The sequence below is a fragment of the Roseibium sp. SCP14 genome (assembly GCF_040329475.1).
Lineage (GTDB): Bacteria > Pseudomonadota > Alphaproteobacteria > Rhizobiales > Stappiaceae > Roseibium.
On record NZ_JBDZYH010000005.1, the window covers coordinates 85,701 to 101,101 of the forward strand.

Annotated in this window: 12 protein-coding genes; 1 reads left to right on the plus strand and 11 read right to left on the minus strand. The window is 57.7% G+C overall.

Translation table 11 applies throughout. The features are described 5' to 3' along the window. Positions 1-5 precede the first annotated feature (5 nt). Complete coding sequence (locus ABLQ08_RS20550; protein ID WP_352945746.1) at positions 6-2,168, plus strand: hypothetical protein; 2,163 nt, start codon at positions 6-8, stop codon at positions 2,166-2,168. A gap of 75 nt (positions 2,169-2,243) precedes the next feature. Here the strand turns inward: ABLQ08_RS20550 and fdhF are convergent, their stop codons facing one another. The 11 genes from fdhF to ABLQ08_RS20605 form a co-directional block, all read right to left on the minus strand. Further along, positions 2,244-5,012, minus strand: a complete 2,769-nt coding sequence (fdhF, locus tag ABLQ08_RS20555; protein ID WP_352945748.1) for a formate dehydrogenase subunit alpha — start codon at positions 5,010-5,012, stop codon at positions 2,244-2,246. Continuing rightward, complete coding sequence (locus tag ABLQ08_RS20560; protein WP_352945750.1) at positions 5,009-6,685, minus strand: NAD(P)H-dependent oxidoreductase subunit E; 1,677 nt, start codon at positions 6,683-6,685, stop codon at positions 5,009-5,011. The genes fdhF and ABLQ08_RS20560 overlap by 4 nt, the downstream gene beginning before the upstream one ends. Positions 6,686-6,910: 225 nt before the next feature. Next, a complete protein-coding gene (locus tag ABLQ08_RS20565; RefSeq protein WP_352945752.1) occupies positions 6,911-7,441 on the minus strand; it encodes an RNA pyrophosphohydrolase in 531 nt (176 codons plus the stop codon). 27 nt (positions 7,442-7,468) lie between these two features. Further along, the gene (locus ABLQ08_RS20570; RefSeq protein ID WP_352945754.1) at positions 7,469-8,614 is read right to left on the minus strand and encodes a divergent polysaccharide deacetylase family protein; all 1,146 of its coding nucleotides are present in this window, start codon (positions 8,612-8,614) and stop codon (positions 7,469-7,471) included. A gap of 108 nt (positions 8,615-8,722) precedes the next feature. Next, positions 8,723-10,051 carry a S41 family peptidase gene (locus ABLQ08_RS20575; RefSeq protein ID WP_352945756.1) on the minus strand — a complete coding sequence of 443 codons (1,329 nt, stop codon included), beginning with the start codon at positions 10,049-10,051 and terminating at the stop codon, positions 8,723-8,725. Then, positions 10,048-11,421, minus strand: a complete 1,374-nt coding sequence (locus tag ABLQ08_RS20580; protein ID WP_352945758.1) for a murein hydrolase activator EnvC family protein — start codon at positions 11,419-11,421, stop codon at positions 10,048-10,050. Before ABLQ08_RS20580 ends, ABLQ08_RS20575 begins: the two co-directional genes overlap by 4 nt. A 285-nt stretch (positions 11,422-11,706) precedes the next feature. Then, positions 11,707-12,207, minus strand: coding sequence for a GNAT family N-acetyltransferase (locus ABLQ08_RS20585; protein ID WP_352945760.1), 501 nt, complete (start codon positions 12,205-12,207; stop codon positions 11,707-11,709). A gap of 92 nt (positions 12,208-12,299) precedes the next feature. Then, positions 12,300-12,782 carry a 23S rRNA (pseudouridine(1915)-N(3))-methyltransferase RlmH gene (gene rlmH, locus ABLQ08_RS20590; RefSeq protein WP_352945762.1) on the minus strand — a complete coding sequence of 161 codons (483 nt, stop codon included), beginning with the start codon at positions 12,780-12,782 and terminating at the stop codon, positions 12,300-12,302. A gap of 84 nt (positions 12,783-12,866) precedes the next feature. Further along, positions 12,867-13,250, minus strand: coding sequence for a ribosome silencing factor (rsfS, locus tag ABLQ08_RS20595; RefSeq protein WP_352945764.1), 384 nt, complete (start codon positions 13,248-13,250; stop codon positions 12,867-12,869). Between the two features lie 230 nt (positions 13,251-13,480). Then, positions 13,481-14,116 (minus strand): nicotinate-nucleotide adenylyltransferase, encoded by a 636-nt coding sequence (locus ABLQ08_RS20600; RefSeq protein ID WP_352945766.1) that lies wholly within the window; start codon positions 14,114-14,116, stop codon positions 13,481-13,483. Then, positions 14,113-15,393 (minus strand): glutamate-5-semialdehyde dehydrogenase, encoded by a 1,281-nt coding sequence (locus tag ABLQ08_RS20605; protein WP_352945768.1) that lies wholly within the window; start codon positions 15,391-15,393, stop codon positions 14,113-14,115. The genes ABLQ08_RS20600 and ABLQ08_RS20605 overlap by 4 nt, the downstream gene beginning before the upstream one ends. Between the last annotated feature and the right edge of the window lie 8 nt (positions 15,394-15,401).

The following is a 15,401-nucleotide window of genomic DNA, read 5'->3' on the forward strand; positions in this document are numbered from 1 at the left end:
TTTCTATGCCCTCATCCTCCTCTTCAATCCAACCTGCCAGGGCCCGCGCAAGCCTTCTTTCGCTGAGCACCGCGCTGGTTCTGATTTCAGGATCCGCCCTTGCCGAAGACACCGGTCTGGCGGCCTTCAATGCCTATGTTGAAGGCCTGAAAAAACTTGGCCTGGAGGTCGAAAACGGCGCCATCAATTATGATGAAGGCAGCGATACGCTGACCGTGACAGACAGCAAACTCGTGTTTGCGGGCACCATTACCGAACCCGGTTCACAGACGACAGATACGACCGACACGGACGATGCGACGGATGCCACGCCAGATGAGCCTGGCAGCCTCGATTATTCGATTTCAATGGCCTCGGGGACTGTCACCATTACCGGGCTGTCTCACGACAACAACGAATTCTCAGCAGGCAGCTGGACCTATTCGGACGACACGAAGCTTCTTGTTACCGGTGAGGCGAAAGGCGAAGGTCGCTTGAAGATCGATAGCCGTCTGTCCGGCATTTCGGCCACGAACTACAGTTTCGTCATGCCGGAAATTCCGGCAGAAGACCCTGACAATCAGGTGAGCCGCTGGCTGCCGTTCCTGAAAGCCACCTTCCTGACTTCCTATGACGAAGTCAGGGTAGACAACACGGGAATGACCGTCGAAGCCCATGCCACGGAAGATGGCAAGGATACGCTGGTTCTGTCGGGAACCATGCAGATGGACGGCTACCGTATGGCGAACGCCGTGGACGGCCAGATTGGTGAATACTCCCTCGACCGGCTTACTCAGGACCTGCGGACGATCGACCCAGCTTCAGGTGAGATGCTTGCCCAGACGACCAGTCAGGGCAAGACCGTCTATCAGGACATGAATGCCGCAGCCATTGTCGACCTGATCGATCCGGACGTACCGGAAACCGGTGAGGAAGTAACCCTGATCGGGTCCGCTTCCGCAGTTGATTACAAGAGCACCCAGGAGATTACACCGGGTATTGCAATACAGGCGGACATCGAAAAGGCAACAATCGATAACGTCACCATCGTCAAGCGGGAAAACAACTTCCTGAAGATGTTCGACAGCATGCTGAGCGACAAAGAGCCGGTCGCTCCTGAAGAGCTGATTACCAATATTTTCCAACTCTATCGGTCTTTCGCTGTGGCCGACGCACGTGTGAGCGGAATTACTGTCACCGTCCCACCGATCGCTTCGCCGAAAGAAACCGTCATTTCCATCAAGGAACTGGCGATGACCGACTTCAGCTCGGACGGCATTGGCGAAATGATGCTGGTCGGACTGAACGCACCAGACTTGCCGGAAGGTGCCTCGGTCAAGCTTGACTGGGCCGCGATCGGCGACATCGAATTCGCTGACTACGCGCCAATGCGCTCGATGATTGATACTCTGATTGCCGACCCTTCCTTCGGTGAAGATAATCCACTCGATGTCGCCCGCGCATTCATGCCGCGTTCCTTCGGATACGAGGTTGAAGGCCTGGACGTAAATGTGCCGAATGAAGGACGCGTTCAGATCGGTCAGACCGAAATGAAAGTGTCCACGACCGTTCCGCCTATCCCGACAAGTTTCTACACGCGAAGCAGTGGCATCCGGATACCGGTCCAGGCGATTGACGATGCCGAAGCGGTCGCCATGCTCCAGGCCCTTGGGCTGGATGAAGTTGTCTGGTCGGACGAAACGCGCCTTTACTGGGATGAGGCAACGCTTGAACTGCGCCTGGAACGGCTGATGCTTGAAGTCGAAGGGCTCGGCATGGCGGAAACTTCGGCCCGCTTTGCAAATGTGCCGAAAGAACTGTTCGAAGACCCGGAAGGACAGGGACAGATGGCTGCCATCGTTGCCCAGTTTGTCGATGCTTCCTTTGTCTTCCGGGACGGTGGTCTCACTTCCAAGGGCCTGAAGCACATTGCCGAAGCTCAAGGCGTTCCGGAAGATGTCTTCCGTGAAGTCCTGATCGGCCAGGCTGCGGAGGCGACAGCACCGATCCAGAACGAAGCCTTCACCAAGATGGTGCAGGATGCGGTATCAAAGTTCCTGAATGACCCGAAAGAATTCAAGATCACGCTCGCACCTGCAAACCCGGTGCCTCTGGCCCAGATCCTCGGCAGCATGGCAGCACCGCAAACCCTGCCGGATCTACTGAATGTGAAAGTCGACGCTAACTGAGTTCAAACAAGCATCTTTACAAACAAAAAGGGCGGCCTGCGGCCGCCCTTTTTTCTTTGATTGCCAGCTGACCGGTTACTCGGCTGCCTGCTGCTGTTGAGCCGGACCGATCCGGGCCGCGCAGAACTTGAATTCCGGGATCTTTCCGAACGGATCCAGCTGCGGGTTCGTCAGGAAGTTCGCCGGTGCTTCAAAGAAGCAGAACGGAATGAACAGCATTCCGGCCGAGACATCCCGATCGGCACGCAGTGTGAGCGTGATCGCTCCACGCCGTGTTTCCACGGTAACCTGCTGTCCACCTTCCAGACCGGCGAGCTTGATATCGCGCGGGTTCATGGAAACGACCGGTTCCGGCTCGATGGCATCCAGAACCGCAGCCCGGCGGGTCATGGCGCCGGTGTGCCAGTGTTCCAACATCCGGCCCGTGGTCAGAACCAGCGGGAAATCTTCGTCCGGCACTTCGTCGGGCGGCACCAGATTGGTCGGGACGATCTTGCCTCTGCCATCGGCCGTCGGGAACGAATGACCGAACAGGATTTCGTTGCCCGGCATGTCCGGTGCGTCCGCCGGGTATGTGACCGTTCCGTCCCGTTCCAGCCTGTCCCAGGAAATGTTGTTGAGCGAGGCCATGTGTGAGCGCATTTCCTCGTAAATGGCCGGAACACCGTCATAGGACCAATTCAGGCCAAGTCGGTTGGCCATTTCGATCATCAGCTCCCAGTCGGCGCGCGCCTCTCCCGGCATTGGGACACAAGGCCGACCGATCTGGACCTGACGGTTCGTGTTGGTATAGGTGCCGAGTTTCTCCGCATGGGCAGAAGCCGGAAGGATCACGTCCGCGTGCCAGGCAGTTTCGGTGAGGAAGATGTCCTGCACCACCAGGTGTTTCAGGCTTGCCAGAGCCTTGCGTGCGTGGTTCTGATCCGGATCGGACATAGCCGGGTTTTCACCCTGGACGTACATCGCCTCGATACCACCTGCCAGAATGTCGTCCATGATCTCGACGACTGTCAGGCCACGTACGGGATCAAGCGTCCGTCCCCAGGCATCTTCCGTCTTTGCACGGATGTCCGGATTTTCGACGGACCGGTAGTCCGGGAAGAACATCGGGATAAGGCCGGCGTCAGATGCGCCCTGCACGTTGTTCTGGCCACGAAGTGGATGCAGACCGGTACCCTCACGGCCGATCTGACCTGTCGTGAGCGCCATCGCGATCAGACAGCGGACATTGTCCGTGCCGTGAACATGCTGCGACACGCCCATGCCCCAGAAAATGATGGATTTCTGGCTGGTTGCGTAAAGCCGGGCGACGTCGCGCAACGTCTGGGCATCGATGCCGCAGACCGGTTCCATCGCTTCAGGGGTGAACTCCTTGATCGATTCCTTGAGAGCTTCAAAGCCATCGACATGCGCAGCGATATACTGCTGGTCGTAGAGCTCCTCCGTGATGATCACGTTGAGGATCGCATTCAGCATGGCGACGTCGGTACCTGGCTTGAACACCAGGCCGTAATCCGCATAGCGCATGAGGCGCTGGCCGCGCGGGTCCATCACGATCAGCTTGGCGCCGTTCTTGACTGCCTGTTTGATGTAGGTTGCTGCCACCGGATGGTTCTGCTCCGGCCGCGCACCGATCACGATCATGCAGTCGGCGTCTTCCGCCGCGTTGAACGGTGCCGTCACCGCCCCGGAGCCGATGCCTTCGATCAGCGCCGCAACGGATGATGCGTGGCAAAGCCGGGTGCAGTGGTCGACGTTGTTGGTCTGGAATCCCTGACGGATCAGCTTCTGGAACAGATAAGCCTCTTCGTTCGAGCCCTTGGCCGATCCGAAGCCGGCGATACCGGCGCCACCCTTGGCATCGGAAACAGCTTTCAGGCCGCCTGCTGCCCTGTCGAGAGCCTCTTCCCACGTCGCTTCACGGAAGTAGTCGAGGTAATTCGACAGGTCCATGGAAATGTCACCACATTTCGGCGCATCGTCCCGGCGAATGAGTGGTTTGGTCAGGCGTTCCGGGCTGGAGACATAGTCATAGCCGAACCGGCCTTTCACGCAGAGCCTGTTCTCATTGGCCGGACCATCACGGCCATCAACCTTGACGATCCTGCCATCCTTCACCGAAACGGTGGTAAGACAGCCGACGCCGCAGAACGCACAGACGCTGTCGACGGTTTCCTCGGCAAATACCTCACGTTTCCTGGAAGCATCGTCCAGCAGGCTCTTTTCCATGAGCGCGCCGGTCGGACAGGCGGAAACGCATTCACCGCAGGCCACACAGGTGGAAAGACCCATCGGGTCGGCCAGATCGAAAACAGGTGCCGTGTGAGATCCGCGATCGGCCATGCCGATTACGTCGTTGACCTGAACTTCGCGGCATGCGCGTTCGCACAGGTTACAGGCGATGCAGGCATCCAGATTGACTGCGATTGCCGGGTGTGAAATGTCCTGTGCAGGTTTGGCGCAGGGTGCAAACCGGCTTTCGGTGACCCCGACGGCGTCGGACCATTTCCAGAAGTCGCTTTCCGGGTCCGGATGCTCGTCGCGGCTCGGCTGATCGGCTGCCAGCAGCTCAAAGACCATTTCACGCGCCTTGCTGGCGCGTTCGGTTGCCGTCTTGACGACCATACCTTCCGCAGGTGTGCGGATGCAGGACGCGGCCAAAGTCCGCTCACCTTCGATATCCACCATGCACGCGCGGCAATTGCCGTCCGACCGGTATCCGGGTGAGTCCTTGTGACACAGATGAGGAATGGCGACGCCTTCGCGCTTTGCCACCTGCCAGATGGTTTCGCCTTCCTGGGCGGTGACGTCTTTGCCGTCGAGAGAGAAAGTGACCTGGCTCATTTCTCGAACTCCTGCGGGAAAAATTTCAGAACAGAGGTCACCGGATTGCTCGCTGCCTGACCCAGGCCGCAGATGGAAGCAGAGCGCATGACCGCGTCAAGATCGCCGATCTTCGTTTCGTCCCAGTCACGCTCGGACAAAAGCTGTTCCATCTTGTCGGTGCCGGAGCGGCAAGGCGTGCACTGGCCGCAGCTCTCATGCTTGAAGAATTGCATGAGGTTGAGCGCAATGTCGCGCATGTCGTCCTGATCCGAGAAGACCACGATGGCGTGACTACCGATGAAGCAACCGTGCTTGTCCAGCGTGCCGAAATCGAGCGGCTCGTCGGCCAGTGACGCCGGTAGAATACCACCGGAAGCGCCACCTGGCAGGTAGCCCTTGAAGGTATGCCCCTCTTCCATGCCACCGCAGAACTCTTCCAGGAGTTCGTTCATGGTGATGCCGGCCGGTGCAAGCTTCACACCCGGTTCTTTCACCCGACCTGACACGGAGAAAGACCTGAATCCCTTGTGATCACGGCGTCCCTGAGAAGCGAACCATTCCGGTCCCTTCTCAACGATATCCCGGATCCAGAACAGGGTCTCGACGTTGTGGTTCAGCGTCGGACGGCCGAAGAGGCCGACCTGCGCAATGAATGGTGGACGGTGGCGCGGCAAGCCACGCTTGCCTTCGATCGACTCGATCATGGCGCTTTCTTCACCGCAGATATAGGCTCCGGCACCTCGGCGTAGCTCGATATCGATGCTGGTGATGATGCCCGCGGACCGCAGCGCTTCAATTTCGGCCTTCAGAATTTCCAGAACCGCCGGATATTCGTCGCGCATGTAGAGGTAGACACGGTCGGCCGCAATCGCATGTGCGGCAATCAACGCACCTTCCAGCAACCTGTGCGGATCACGTTCCAGATGATAACGATCCTTGAACGTTCCCGGCTCGCCTTCGTCACCGTTGATCGTCAGGTATTTCGGGCCTGGAAGATCGTTGACGATCTTCCACTTGGTGCCGGTCGGGAAACCCGCGCCGCCGAGACCGCGCAAACCTGCTTCCAACGCCTTGTCCGCGATCGCGGTTGCGTCCAGCTCCCCTGCCCGCACGCGCTCCAGAAGCTTGTAGCCGCCGTCCGCGCGATAGGCATCCAATTTGACATAGTCGGAAACAATTGCTTCGGATTTGCCTTCGAACAGGGCAGAGCGAACGGAAACTTCGCTGGCGTTGTCAATGGCCCGCTTGCCGACTTGAACAGCCGGAGCCCCAGCGCAACGACCGATGCAGGGCACCTTCTGGATACGGACCTTGGCGGGATCAACGCCGCTTTCGAGCGCAGCGGCCAAGGCGTCAGCGCCCTTGATCGAACAGGCGACGCTGTCGCAAACGCGCACCGTAAGCGGAGCCGGCTTTGGTTCACCTTCACGTACGATATCGAAGTGATGATAGAAGCTGGCAACCTCATAGATCTCGGCTTGCGAGATCCGCATTTCCTCGGACAGGGCCCGCAGATGCCGAGCCTCGAGGCAACCGTATGCGTCCTGAATCTTGTGCAGATGCTCGATGAGCAGATCGCGGCGCCGCGGTTCATCGCCCAGAAGAGCCTGAACTTCGCTGAGAGCCGCGTCTTCCAACTGACGCCCTTTTGGCTGGGACGGCTTCCTTGAAAGCCCCTTGCCGAAAGACATTGGCGTTCCTCCCAAATGGTCCGAAGCACACTCCATTTATAGGGCACTTCGGTGGTCGTTTCCCGCATTTCCGATCAGCAGCCCCGCGTCAGGGACTATCGGCAATGCTCAATTTGGTCGGGATGTTATCTTCGGAAACCAGACCAGTCTGTTTGAAAAACGACAAAGGAACTTCAAATGCTGACGCATTGGCGACGACGGCGGCCCGGATCGCCAAGGTCACATTCAGGAGGTCAGGTGGGAAAACGCGGCAACCACACGCTCGTAAACCGGGCGTTTGAAGGGAACAATCAGTTCGGGCAATCTGGCGGCATCCTCCCAGCGCCAGGCGCTGAATTCGGCGGTATGGCCGTCCGGCGGCGTGAGAATGTTGACTTCGTCGTCGCTGCCGTCAAACCGATAGGCGACCCATCGTTGCGCCTGGCCTCGATACTTTCCCTTTCTGGATTTGCGAACCACTTCCGGCGGATAGTCGTAGGCGAACCACTCCGGCGCTTCCTCCAGCAAGGTCACCGAACGGATCGACGTTTCCTCGTAAAGTTCCCGCCGAGCGGCAAACTCCGGGTTCTCCCCCTTGTCGATCCCGCCTTGTGGCATTTGCCACGAATATTCGTAGTTGGAAGAATTGCCGCCATCGTCGCGACTGCCAATCCAGACCTGACCGGTCTTGTTGATCAACATGATGCCGACGCAAGGGCGATATGGCAGCCCTTCAACCGGCTCCGGAAATCCCGGTCCAAGTTCAAGCTTGGTCACTGATACACCTGTTCAAAAAATGAAAATTTACCGGTCGACGGTTGCGCTGATCGGAACGAGCTGCAGACCGCGCTGCTCCAGATCCTGTACCCACTTTTCCAGCTGACGGATAGTCACCGGAAGAGCTGATCCGGAAGCGACCGCCACCCCTCTGGCTCTCGCAACGCCTTCAAGCTGCAAAAGCTTGGCATCAATATCATCTTCCCTCGGGACCTCGTCCAGCACAACATCGACTCCGCTGAATGGAATGCGCGTTTGCGTCGACATGTCCGCCGCGATGCTGCGTGACGATGTTCCGTTGTCGACAAACATCAGACCGCGGGACTTCAGCTTTTCCAGAAGATATTCCATGGAGGGCTTTGTTGACGTGAAGCGAGCTCCCATCTCGGCAATAGTGCCGACGTAATTCGTGGCTCTTGTCAACAAAAAGGCTAGCCGATCCAGCATTTCGTCGGGCCGCAAGCTCACCAGAAGCGTGTGGGGGCCCGGGTCATTGTCCGGAAAATCGAACGGCTCCAGCGGCAACTGCAACAACAGTTCATGGCCCTTCATTCTGGCCTGCTGCATCCACTGGTCCAGATCTTCGCCATAGGGTGCCAGGGCAAAAGTCACATCCGCCGGCAGACGGTCTATGGCATGCTGTGTGCCCGCTTCGCTCAAACCCAAACCATTGACGATGACGGCAATTTTCGGAATGGACGTAAACTCGCGCACGATCGGCCGTGAATATGCATCCAGGGGTCGAACGCCTGCGTCACTGATCTTTGGAAGAAAACCGACATCGGAGCGTTCACTGACGCGCGTATCAGGATTGACAGAAAGACTTGTCACGACGGCATCCGGACCAAGCCCGTCCGGCCTCATGATCATCTCATAGCGTGGTCCCATCAAGTCGCCGCTTGATCCAGGCCGCAAGTTTGGTCCCAGATCGTCTCCGATACCGGGCCGAATCTCTACGACTTCAATATCCTGGGACGTCACACCTTCGACAATCGCATCAAGTGGCAACACCGCGACCGGTTCACCACCGAACGGATCATCCACCACTGCGATCCAAACCAGAATGGTGGTGACCGCGACACTTATGATTCCTGCGCCGATAAGACCAAACGGCAGCCTGACCAGCCGCCGCTTGCCCATCCCTAGGGGAGCTGTGAGATCTTCGCTCGACATACCGTCCTGAGCCTTTTGACCGGCACTCAGCCGGCGTAGTCATTGTTTTTGGAATACGCAGAACGAGAATGGAGGCTGCGCGCCGGAGACCGGCGCGCAGGAAAGGGTTCAGTTTTTGACCGCAGCGCTGTCGGAGACCGGTGGGAAAGCGCTGTTGACCTGAACTCCGCGCAGGAGATCCAGAGCAAGATTCAGCTGGGTGTCGTCTTCAGGATCTGAAGGAACGTAGGCCTGGCTGCCGCCCTGCTCTTCGCCATCAGCTTCCAGGTGACCGCGCAATCCCGCTTCGCCCTTGGTCTCCACCCGACCAACGAGATCTTCCGGAAGTTCCTGAAGGGCTTCAATATCAGGAACGATGCCTTTGGCCTGGATGGAATTGCCAGACGGGGTGTAATAGCGAGCTGTGGTCAAGCGGATCGCACCGTTGGCACCCAATGGAATAATCGTCTGAACCGAGCCTTTGCCGAAAGAGCGTGTGCCGAGAATTGTTGCACGGCGATGATCCTGCAGCGCACCCGCAACGATTTCCGAAGCGGAAGCAGAGCCGCCATTGACCAGAACGATCACTGGCTTGCCGTTTGTGAGATCACCGGCGCGAGCGTTGTAGCGCTGCGTTTCTTCCGCTTCGCGGCCGCGGGTAGAAACGATCTCACCCCGATCCAGAAACGCATCGGACACCGCAATGGCCTGATCGAGCAAACCACCGGGATTGTTGCGCAAATCGATGACGTAGCCCTTCAGCTTGTCTTCACCGATGTTGGCCGTCATTTCCTCGATACCGTTTTTCAGACCATCGAATGTCTGCTCGTTGAACTGTGTGACACGGACGTATCCGACATCGTCTTCCTCGCGCCAGCGAACAGAGCGGATACGAATGATATCGCGGGTAATTGTGATGTCGAACGGTTCGGCCCGGCCCTTGCGGCGGATGGTCACGACGATGTCGGTATTGACCGGCCCGCGCATTTTCTCGACGGCTTCGTTCAAGGTGAGTCCCTGCACCTGTTCGCCATCGATGTATGTGATCAGGTCACCGGCAAGAACACCGGCCTTTGCAGCAGGTGTGTCGTCAATTGGCGAAACAACCTTCACGAGACCTTCTTCCATGGTGACTTCAATGCCCAGGCCACCAAATTCACCACGGGTCTGAACCTGCATGTCGCGGAAGCTCTTCGGCGACATGTAGCTGGAGTGCGGATCCAGTGAGGTCAGCATGCCGTTGATCGCACTTTCGATCAGCTGAGCATCATCTGGAACTTCCACATAGTCTGAACGCACCCGCTCAAACACGTCACCAAACAGGTTGAGCTGCCGGTAAGTGTCCGTCGCTGCGGCGTTCGCTGCCGCCGAAACGTTGAGCGGCATCTGGGACAGTGTTGTAACTGCTGCAGCACCCATCAGGGCTCCCACCAGCAGCAAGGAAGTTTTCCGTATCATCCGCGAGCCTTTTCTTCTTCTGTGCGCGCCCACCAGGGTGTGGGATCGATCGCACGGCCGTCCTTCCGAAATTCTACATATAGGATCGGCTGGGTCGAGCCCAAGCCGAACGTTGATGCGCTTGCCCATTGGGTAGCGCCCATGACACCAACTGGTTCACCAGTAAGAACAAACTGCCCCAACTCTGCGTCTATCCGGTCCAGCCCGGCCAGGAGTACATGGTAGCCGTCGCCGGTGTTCAGGATCAAGAGCTGTCCGAAAGATCGGAACGGTCCTGAATAAACCACCCAGCCATCCGCAGGCGACGTTACATTAGAACCGGGCCTTGTGGCGATAGATTGTCCTTCCGTCAGACCACCAAATTCGTCTTCCTGGCCAAAATCTTTCAGCATGGTGCCAACAACAGGTTGAGGTAACTGGCCCTTTGCCTCCTGAAATGCAATTGCTGGCGCCAATCTCCCTGGATCAGAGAACGGATCAAACTTGCGCGAGGCCTTCCGTTTGGCCTCCAGCGCCGCCTGTTTCGACTTTCTGGCAGCCTCGCGCGCGCTTTCGATTTCCGCTTCCAGGCTCGCGATCAGCTCTTGCAGGCTTCCCGCCTGAGCAGCCAGTTCCGCCGCCCGTTTCTTCTCGTCCTCGAGAACCCTCACCGACTTTTGATGTTCCTGTCTCTTGGCACTCAGAAGAAGTTCCAAACGGGACTTTTCCTCAGCCAGTCGCATGGCATCCCCACGCAGCCGGTTTTTTTCCTCAGCTATCACCGCCCGCAGCCGGTTGAGTTCTTCCAGATCCGCCGCAAGGGCCTCTGTTTCGACCTTCAGCTCCGGCATTACCGCGTTCAGCAGGATCGCACTGCGAACAGCGGAAAGCGCATCGCTTGGACGCACGGCCAGTGCCGGAGGCGGACGCTTGCCAATGCGCTGAAGTGCTGCAAGGACCTCAGCAAGAATGTCCCTGCGCGAAATCAGCGAAAGCCTGACCGCATCTTCATTTTCACCAAGGCTCTTCAACCGGCGCTCGGTGTCAGTCAGTTCCGTTTCCAGTCCCTTGATCGTATCGGAGGTACCGATGATCTTGGCATTCAGCGTTTCGCGGTCCCGGTCGAGCGCACGGATTTCGCGCGCAATCGCCGCCTGTCGATCTGTTGATACGTCAATGTCCTGCGAGAGCGATGCCAGTTCCGCTTCGCGCTCCTGCTTGCGTTTCAAAAACGCCTTGACCTCCGGCGAAACCTCGATCTTTTCCTGCGGAGACTCGCCAAGGCTTTCAGATGCCTGCACCTGAGTTGGAGCCATGATCGTGCTCATGACAAGCCAGCTTACGAGCGATCCGGATATTAACCGGCGCCCGAGTCCTGGACGCACTGCCATGATGCGATCCGGTGTCAAACTGCCTAAGCTCCCACAAGGTTTCGTCTAACTGCGATACACAAACTGCGTTAACGAACCGTTTACCAAAATGACCGGTTGCTTAACACTGCTCCCACTCGTGTTCCGCCGAACCTCTTTCTTTCGTTCATTCCGTTACGTGCCGAATACGGCGACATACGGGCAAAACTGTGTTTTCCCGCCATTTTGGCGAGAGGATGCGCTTTTCCGGTCACACGACAATGTCGATCGGGCGGCCCGGTCGAAACGGCCGGCGATGCCCGCATGTCACTGGAATCTGTGCCTGAATACCAGATCTTCAGGATCATTCCGAGGGGCTTCAGCATCCAATTCAGCCCCCAGACGCTCCGCCAGCTTGCGCGAACGCAAATTGTCGCGGTCCAGATAGCTTACAAGCGTTTTCAGGCCTTTTTCCCGGAACCCCCAGTCGCGAAGAGCTTTGGCCGCTTCAAAGGCGACCCCTTTGCCTTCGGCCTGCGGATACACGAACCAGCCTATTTCATGCTCGGGAAAAAGCGGACCATGATTGATACCAACCTGTCCGAGACACTCCCCGGAAATCCTGTCTTCGATCATCAGAGCCCCGTGGCCCAAAAGCGTCCACAAAGCGACATCGTGGCAAAACATGCCCCAGGCCGCTTCCCGCGTCATCGGGCCGCCCATATATTGTGCGCGGTCAGACTGCATGAGCTCGGCGTAGGCCGGCCAATCCTCCATTTTCATGGGCCGCAAGACAAATCGTTCCGTCTCAATCGTAGGTGCGTTCAATGTTTGGTCTCTGAATTTCACTGAAAAGAGAAAATACGGACGGCGCGAACCGAGGATCGGTCCCGACCAACCGGAGTTTCGCCGTCAATGGCTCAAACACGGTGATAAGGATGCCCCGACTGAATGGTCATTGCGCGATAAATCTGCTCGGCAAGGAGAATCCGGGCAATCTGGTGCGGCCAGGTCATGGCTCCCAATGCGAGCTTCAAATCCGCACGGCCGATCACATCCTGCCCATGTCCATCGGCGCCGCCGATCGCAAACACGACTTCCGGAACGCCTTCGTTCTTCCAGCTTTCCAGTTTCTGGCTGAAGGCTGGACTCGTCAGGTTCTTGCCATTCTCGTCAAGCACGACAAGACGGGCACCAGCCGAAACGTTCTGAAGGATCGCCTTTGCCTCTTCCGCTTTCCGGTCGTCCGCGCGTTGCGCCCGGCTTTCAGGCATTTCCGCCAATGTCAGCCCGGTAATTCCCAGACCACGGCCAGTCTTGCGCGCCCGATCCATGTACCGGTCGAAAAGATCTTTGTCCGCACCGGCCTTCATCTTGCCAATGCAGGATAGATTGAAGCGCATAAAGTCTCCGCCGGATCCCGATCCGGGTCTGTATTTCAGTCTCTCGGCTTTTGGAGGTCCTCGTAAAAGGACCTCAAAGCCGGTTCAGCCGATGAATTGCGGCGCGTCATCCGTATCCGGCGCCCACATCTTCTCCAGGTTGTAGAAGCTGCGAACTTCCGGACGGAAAATGTGAATGATCACATCGCCCGCATCGATCAGCACCCAATCGCAAGTGGTCTGGCCCTCGACCGTTGCCGCTCGGGCACCGGCCGATTTCAAATCCCTCAGCAGGTGGTCGGCTATCGCACCCACATGACGGTGGGAGCGTCCGGACACAATCACCATGTGATCTGCCAGCGAGCTTTTGCCTGCGATGTCGAGAGTAACCAGGTCCTCAGCTTTGGAATCGTCAAGACTGGTGAGAACCGTATCGAGGAGGTCTGCCGCAAGATCTGCGCTTACGGAAGCCTTCATAGGAGTGGACATATTTGTCCGCCCACTTTCAAAGGTCATGGTCAGGTGTATTGCCTTTCGCCTTCTGTGCCGTCCTGTGCCCAACGTCGTCACGAACTGGTATGTCCGACTTCGCACGTCACCCGTTTTGGATGCAGGACCGGTTGACCCTACCTCGGCCGCGCTCGTCGCGACCATGTTCATAATACCGCTTCCCGTTTGGCATTTTCAAGACAACCGAAATATCTCGGTAAATTTGCCAATCACGGTTTTTTGTAGCGCCTCAGCTCCGTCGAGGATGCCGGATCGAGAGGCGTGTGTAAAAATGTCCAGACCGGAGCTTTCATATCAGGCAACAAAACGGCATCTTCCTCCGGAAGTCTATATTTTTCATAGGCTTTTGCCATAGGCGCCGACATGACCGAGAGCGACGCCCCCGGACGATCGACAATTGCGATCGGAACCGTGTCGACAATTGATCGCCAATTTTGCCACCTGTGAAAACCTGCCAAATTGTCAGCACCCATGACCCAAACGAATCGCGTTAACGGACGCCTTGCCTGCAATGCCGTTATCGTCCTGGCCGTGTAGGGAGACCCCAATACAGCTTCATAAGCCGTCACCTTCATGAGGGGATGATCGGCAAGCGCGCTCGTCTTGTGCAAACGCATTTCCAGCGGTGCCAGGTCCGAGTGGCTCTTGAGCGGATTGCCGGGCGTGACAAACCACCAGATCTGATCGAGCCCCAGTCTTTTCAGTGCTGTCGCAGCAACCAGCCGATGCCCGGAATGCGGCGGGTTGAACGACCCGCCAAAGATTCCGATGCGGTTTCCGGCTTCCGAGTGCGGCAGCTTCAACCAGTCGCGATCAAGTGCAGGCCCGAGACCTATCTGATTCATGGACGCGTCTGACCCGTACCGCGAACCTTGTACTTGAAGCTGGTCAGCTGTTCGACACCAACCGGGCCGCGCGCATGCATGCGGCCCGTGGCAATGCCGATCTCAGCGCCCATGCCGAATTCACCACCGTCGGCAAACTGTGTCGACGCATTGTGCAAAACGATGGCGGAATCCACTTCTGCCTGAAAACGGTCTGCCGCCGCCTGATCTTCGGTCAAGATGCAATCGGTATGGTTGGAACCGAAAGTCGCGATATGCTCCATGGCGGCATCCAGGTCCGCAACGACCCTCACCGACAGGATCTTGTCCAGATACTCGGTCGACCAGTCGTCCTCGCTCGCAGGAACAATGTTCTCGCAGATGTCGCGCACGGTTGCGTCGCCGCGGACCTCACATCCCTTGTCCTGCAAGGCCTTGACGATGATCGGCAAATGACTGTGCGCCACGCCATCATGAACCAGCAGCGTCTCCAGCGCGCCACAGATGCCCGTCCGGCGCAGCTTGGAGTTCACGACAATATCGACCGTCTTCTGCAACTCGGCTTCCTTGTCGACAAAAATATGCACCAGGCCTTCCAGATGAGCGAATACCGGTACGCGGGCTTCTGTCTGGACACGCTCGACCAGGCTGCGGCCGCCTCGCGGCACGATCACATCCAGATTGCCTCCAAGCCCTTTCAACATTTCTCCAACGGCAGCCCTGTCGGTCACCGGAACGATCTGGATGGCATCTTCCGGAAGACCGGCTGCGGCGAGACCTTTTTGCAAAGCCGCATGAATTGCTCTGTTGGACTGAATGGTGTCGGAACCACCTCGCAGTACAACCGCATTTCCGGCTTTAAGGCACAGGGCCCCGGCATCCGCAGTTACATTGGGCCGGCTTTCATAAATGACGCCGATTACGCCCAGCGGAGTGCGTACACGCTCGATGTTGAGACCGTTCGGACGGTCCCAGGCAGCAATCACGCTGCCAACAGGGTCCTCGAGGGCAACAATATCTTCAAGCGCCTTGGCGATGGCCTCGATCCTGTCCTCGCTCAGGGTTCCCCGATCAAGAAAGGCAGCCGTCTGACCATTGGCGGTCATGGTTTCAACATCGGTCTTGTTGCCTGCAAGGATTTCTGGTGTCGCCGCCCGCACGGCTTTCGCCATTTCCAGCAGCGCCTTGTTCTTCACCTCGGTTGGAGCAGTGGCAAGAACCCTGCCGGCAGCCCGGGCACGTTGCCCGATCTCAGCCATCAAAGTTTCAGTCGTGTTCGCCTCGACCATGTCCAGCATTCCAACCA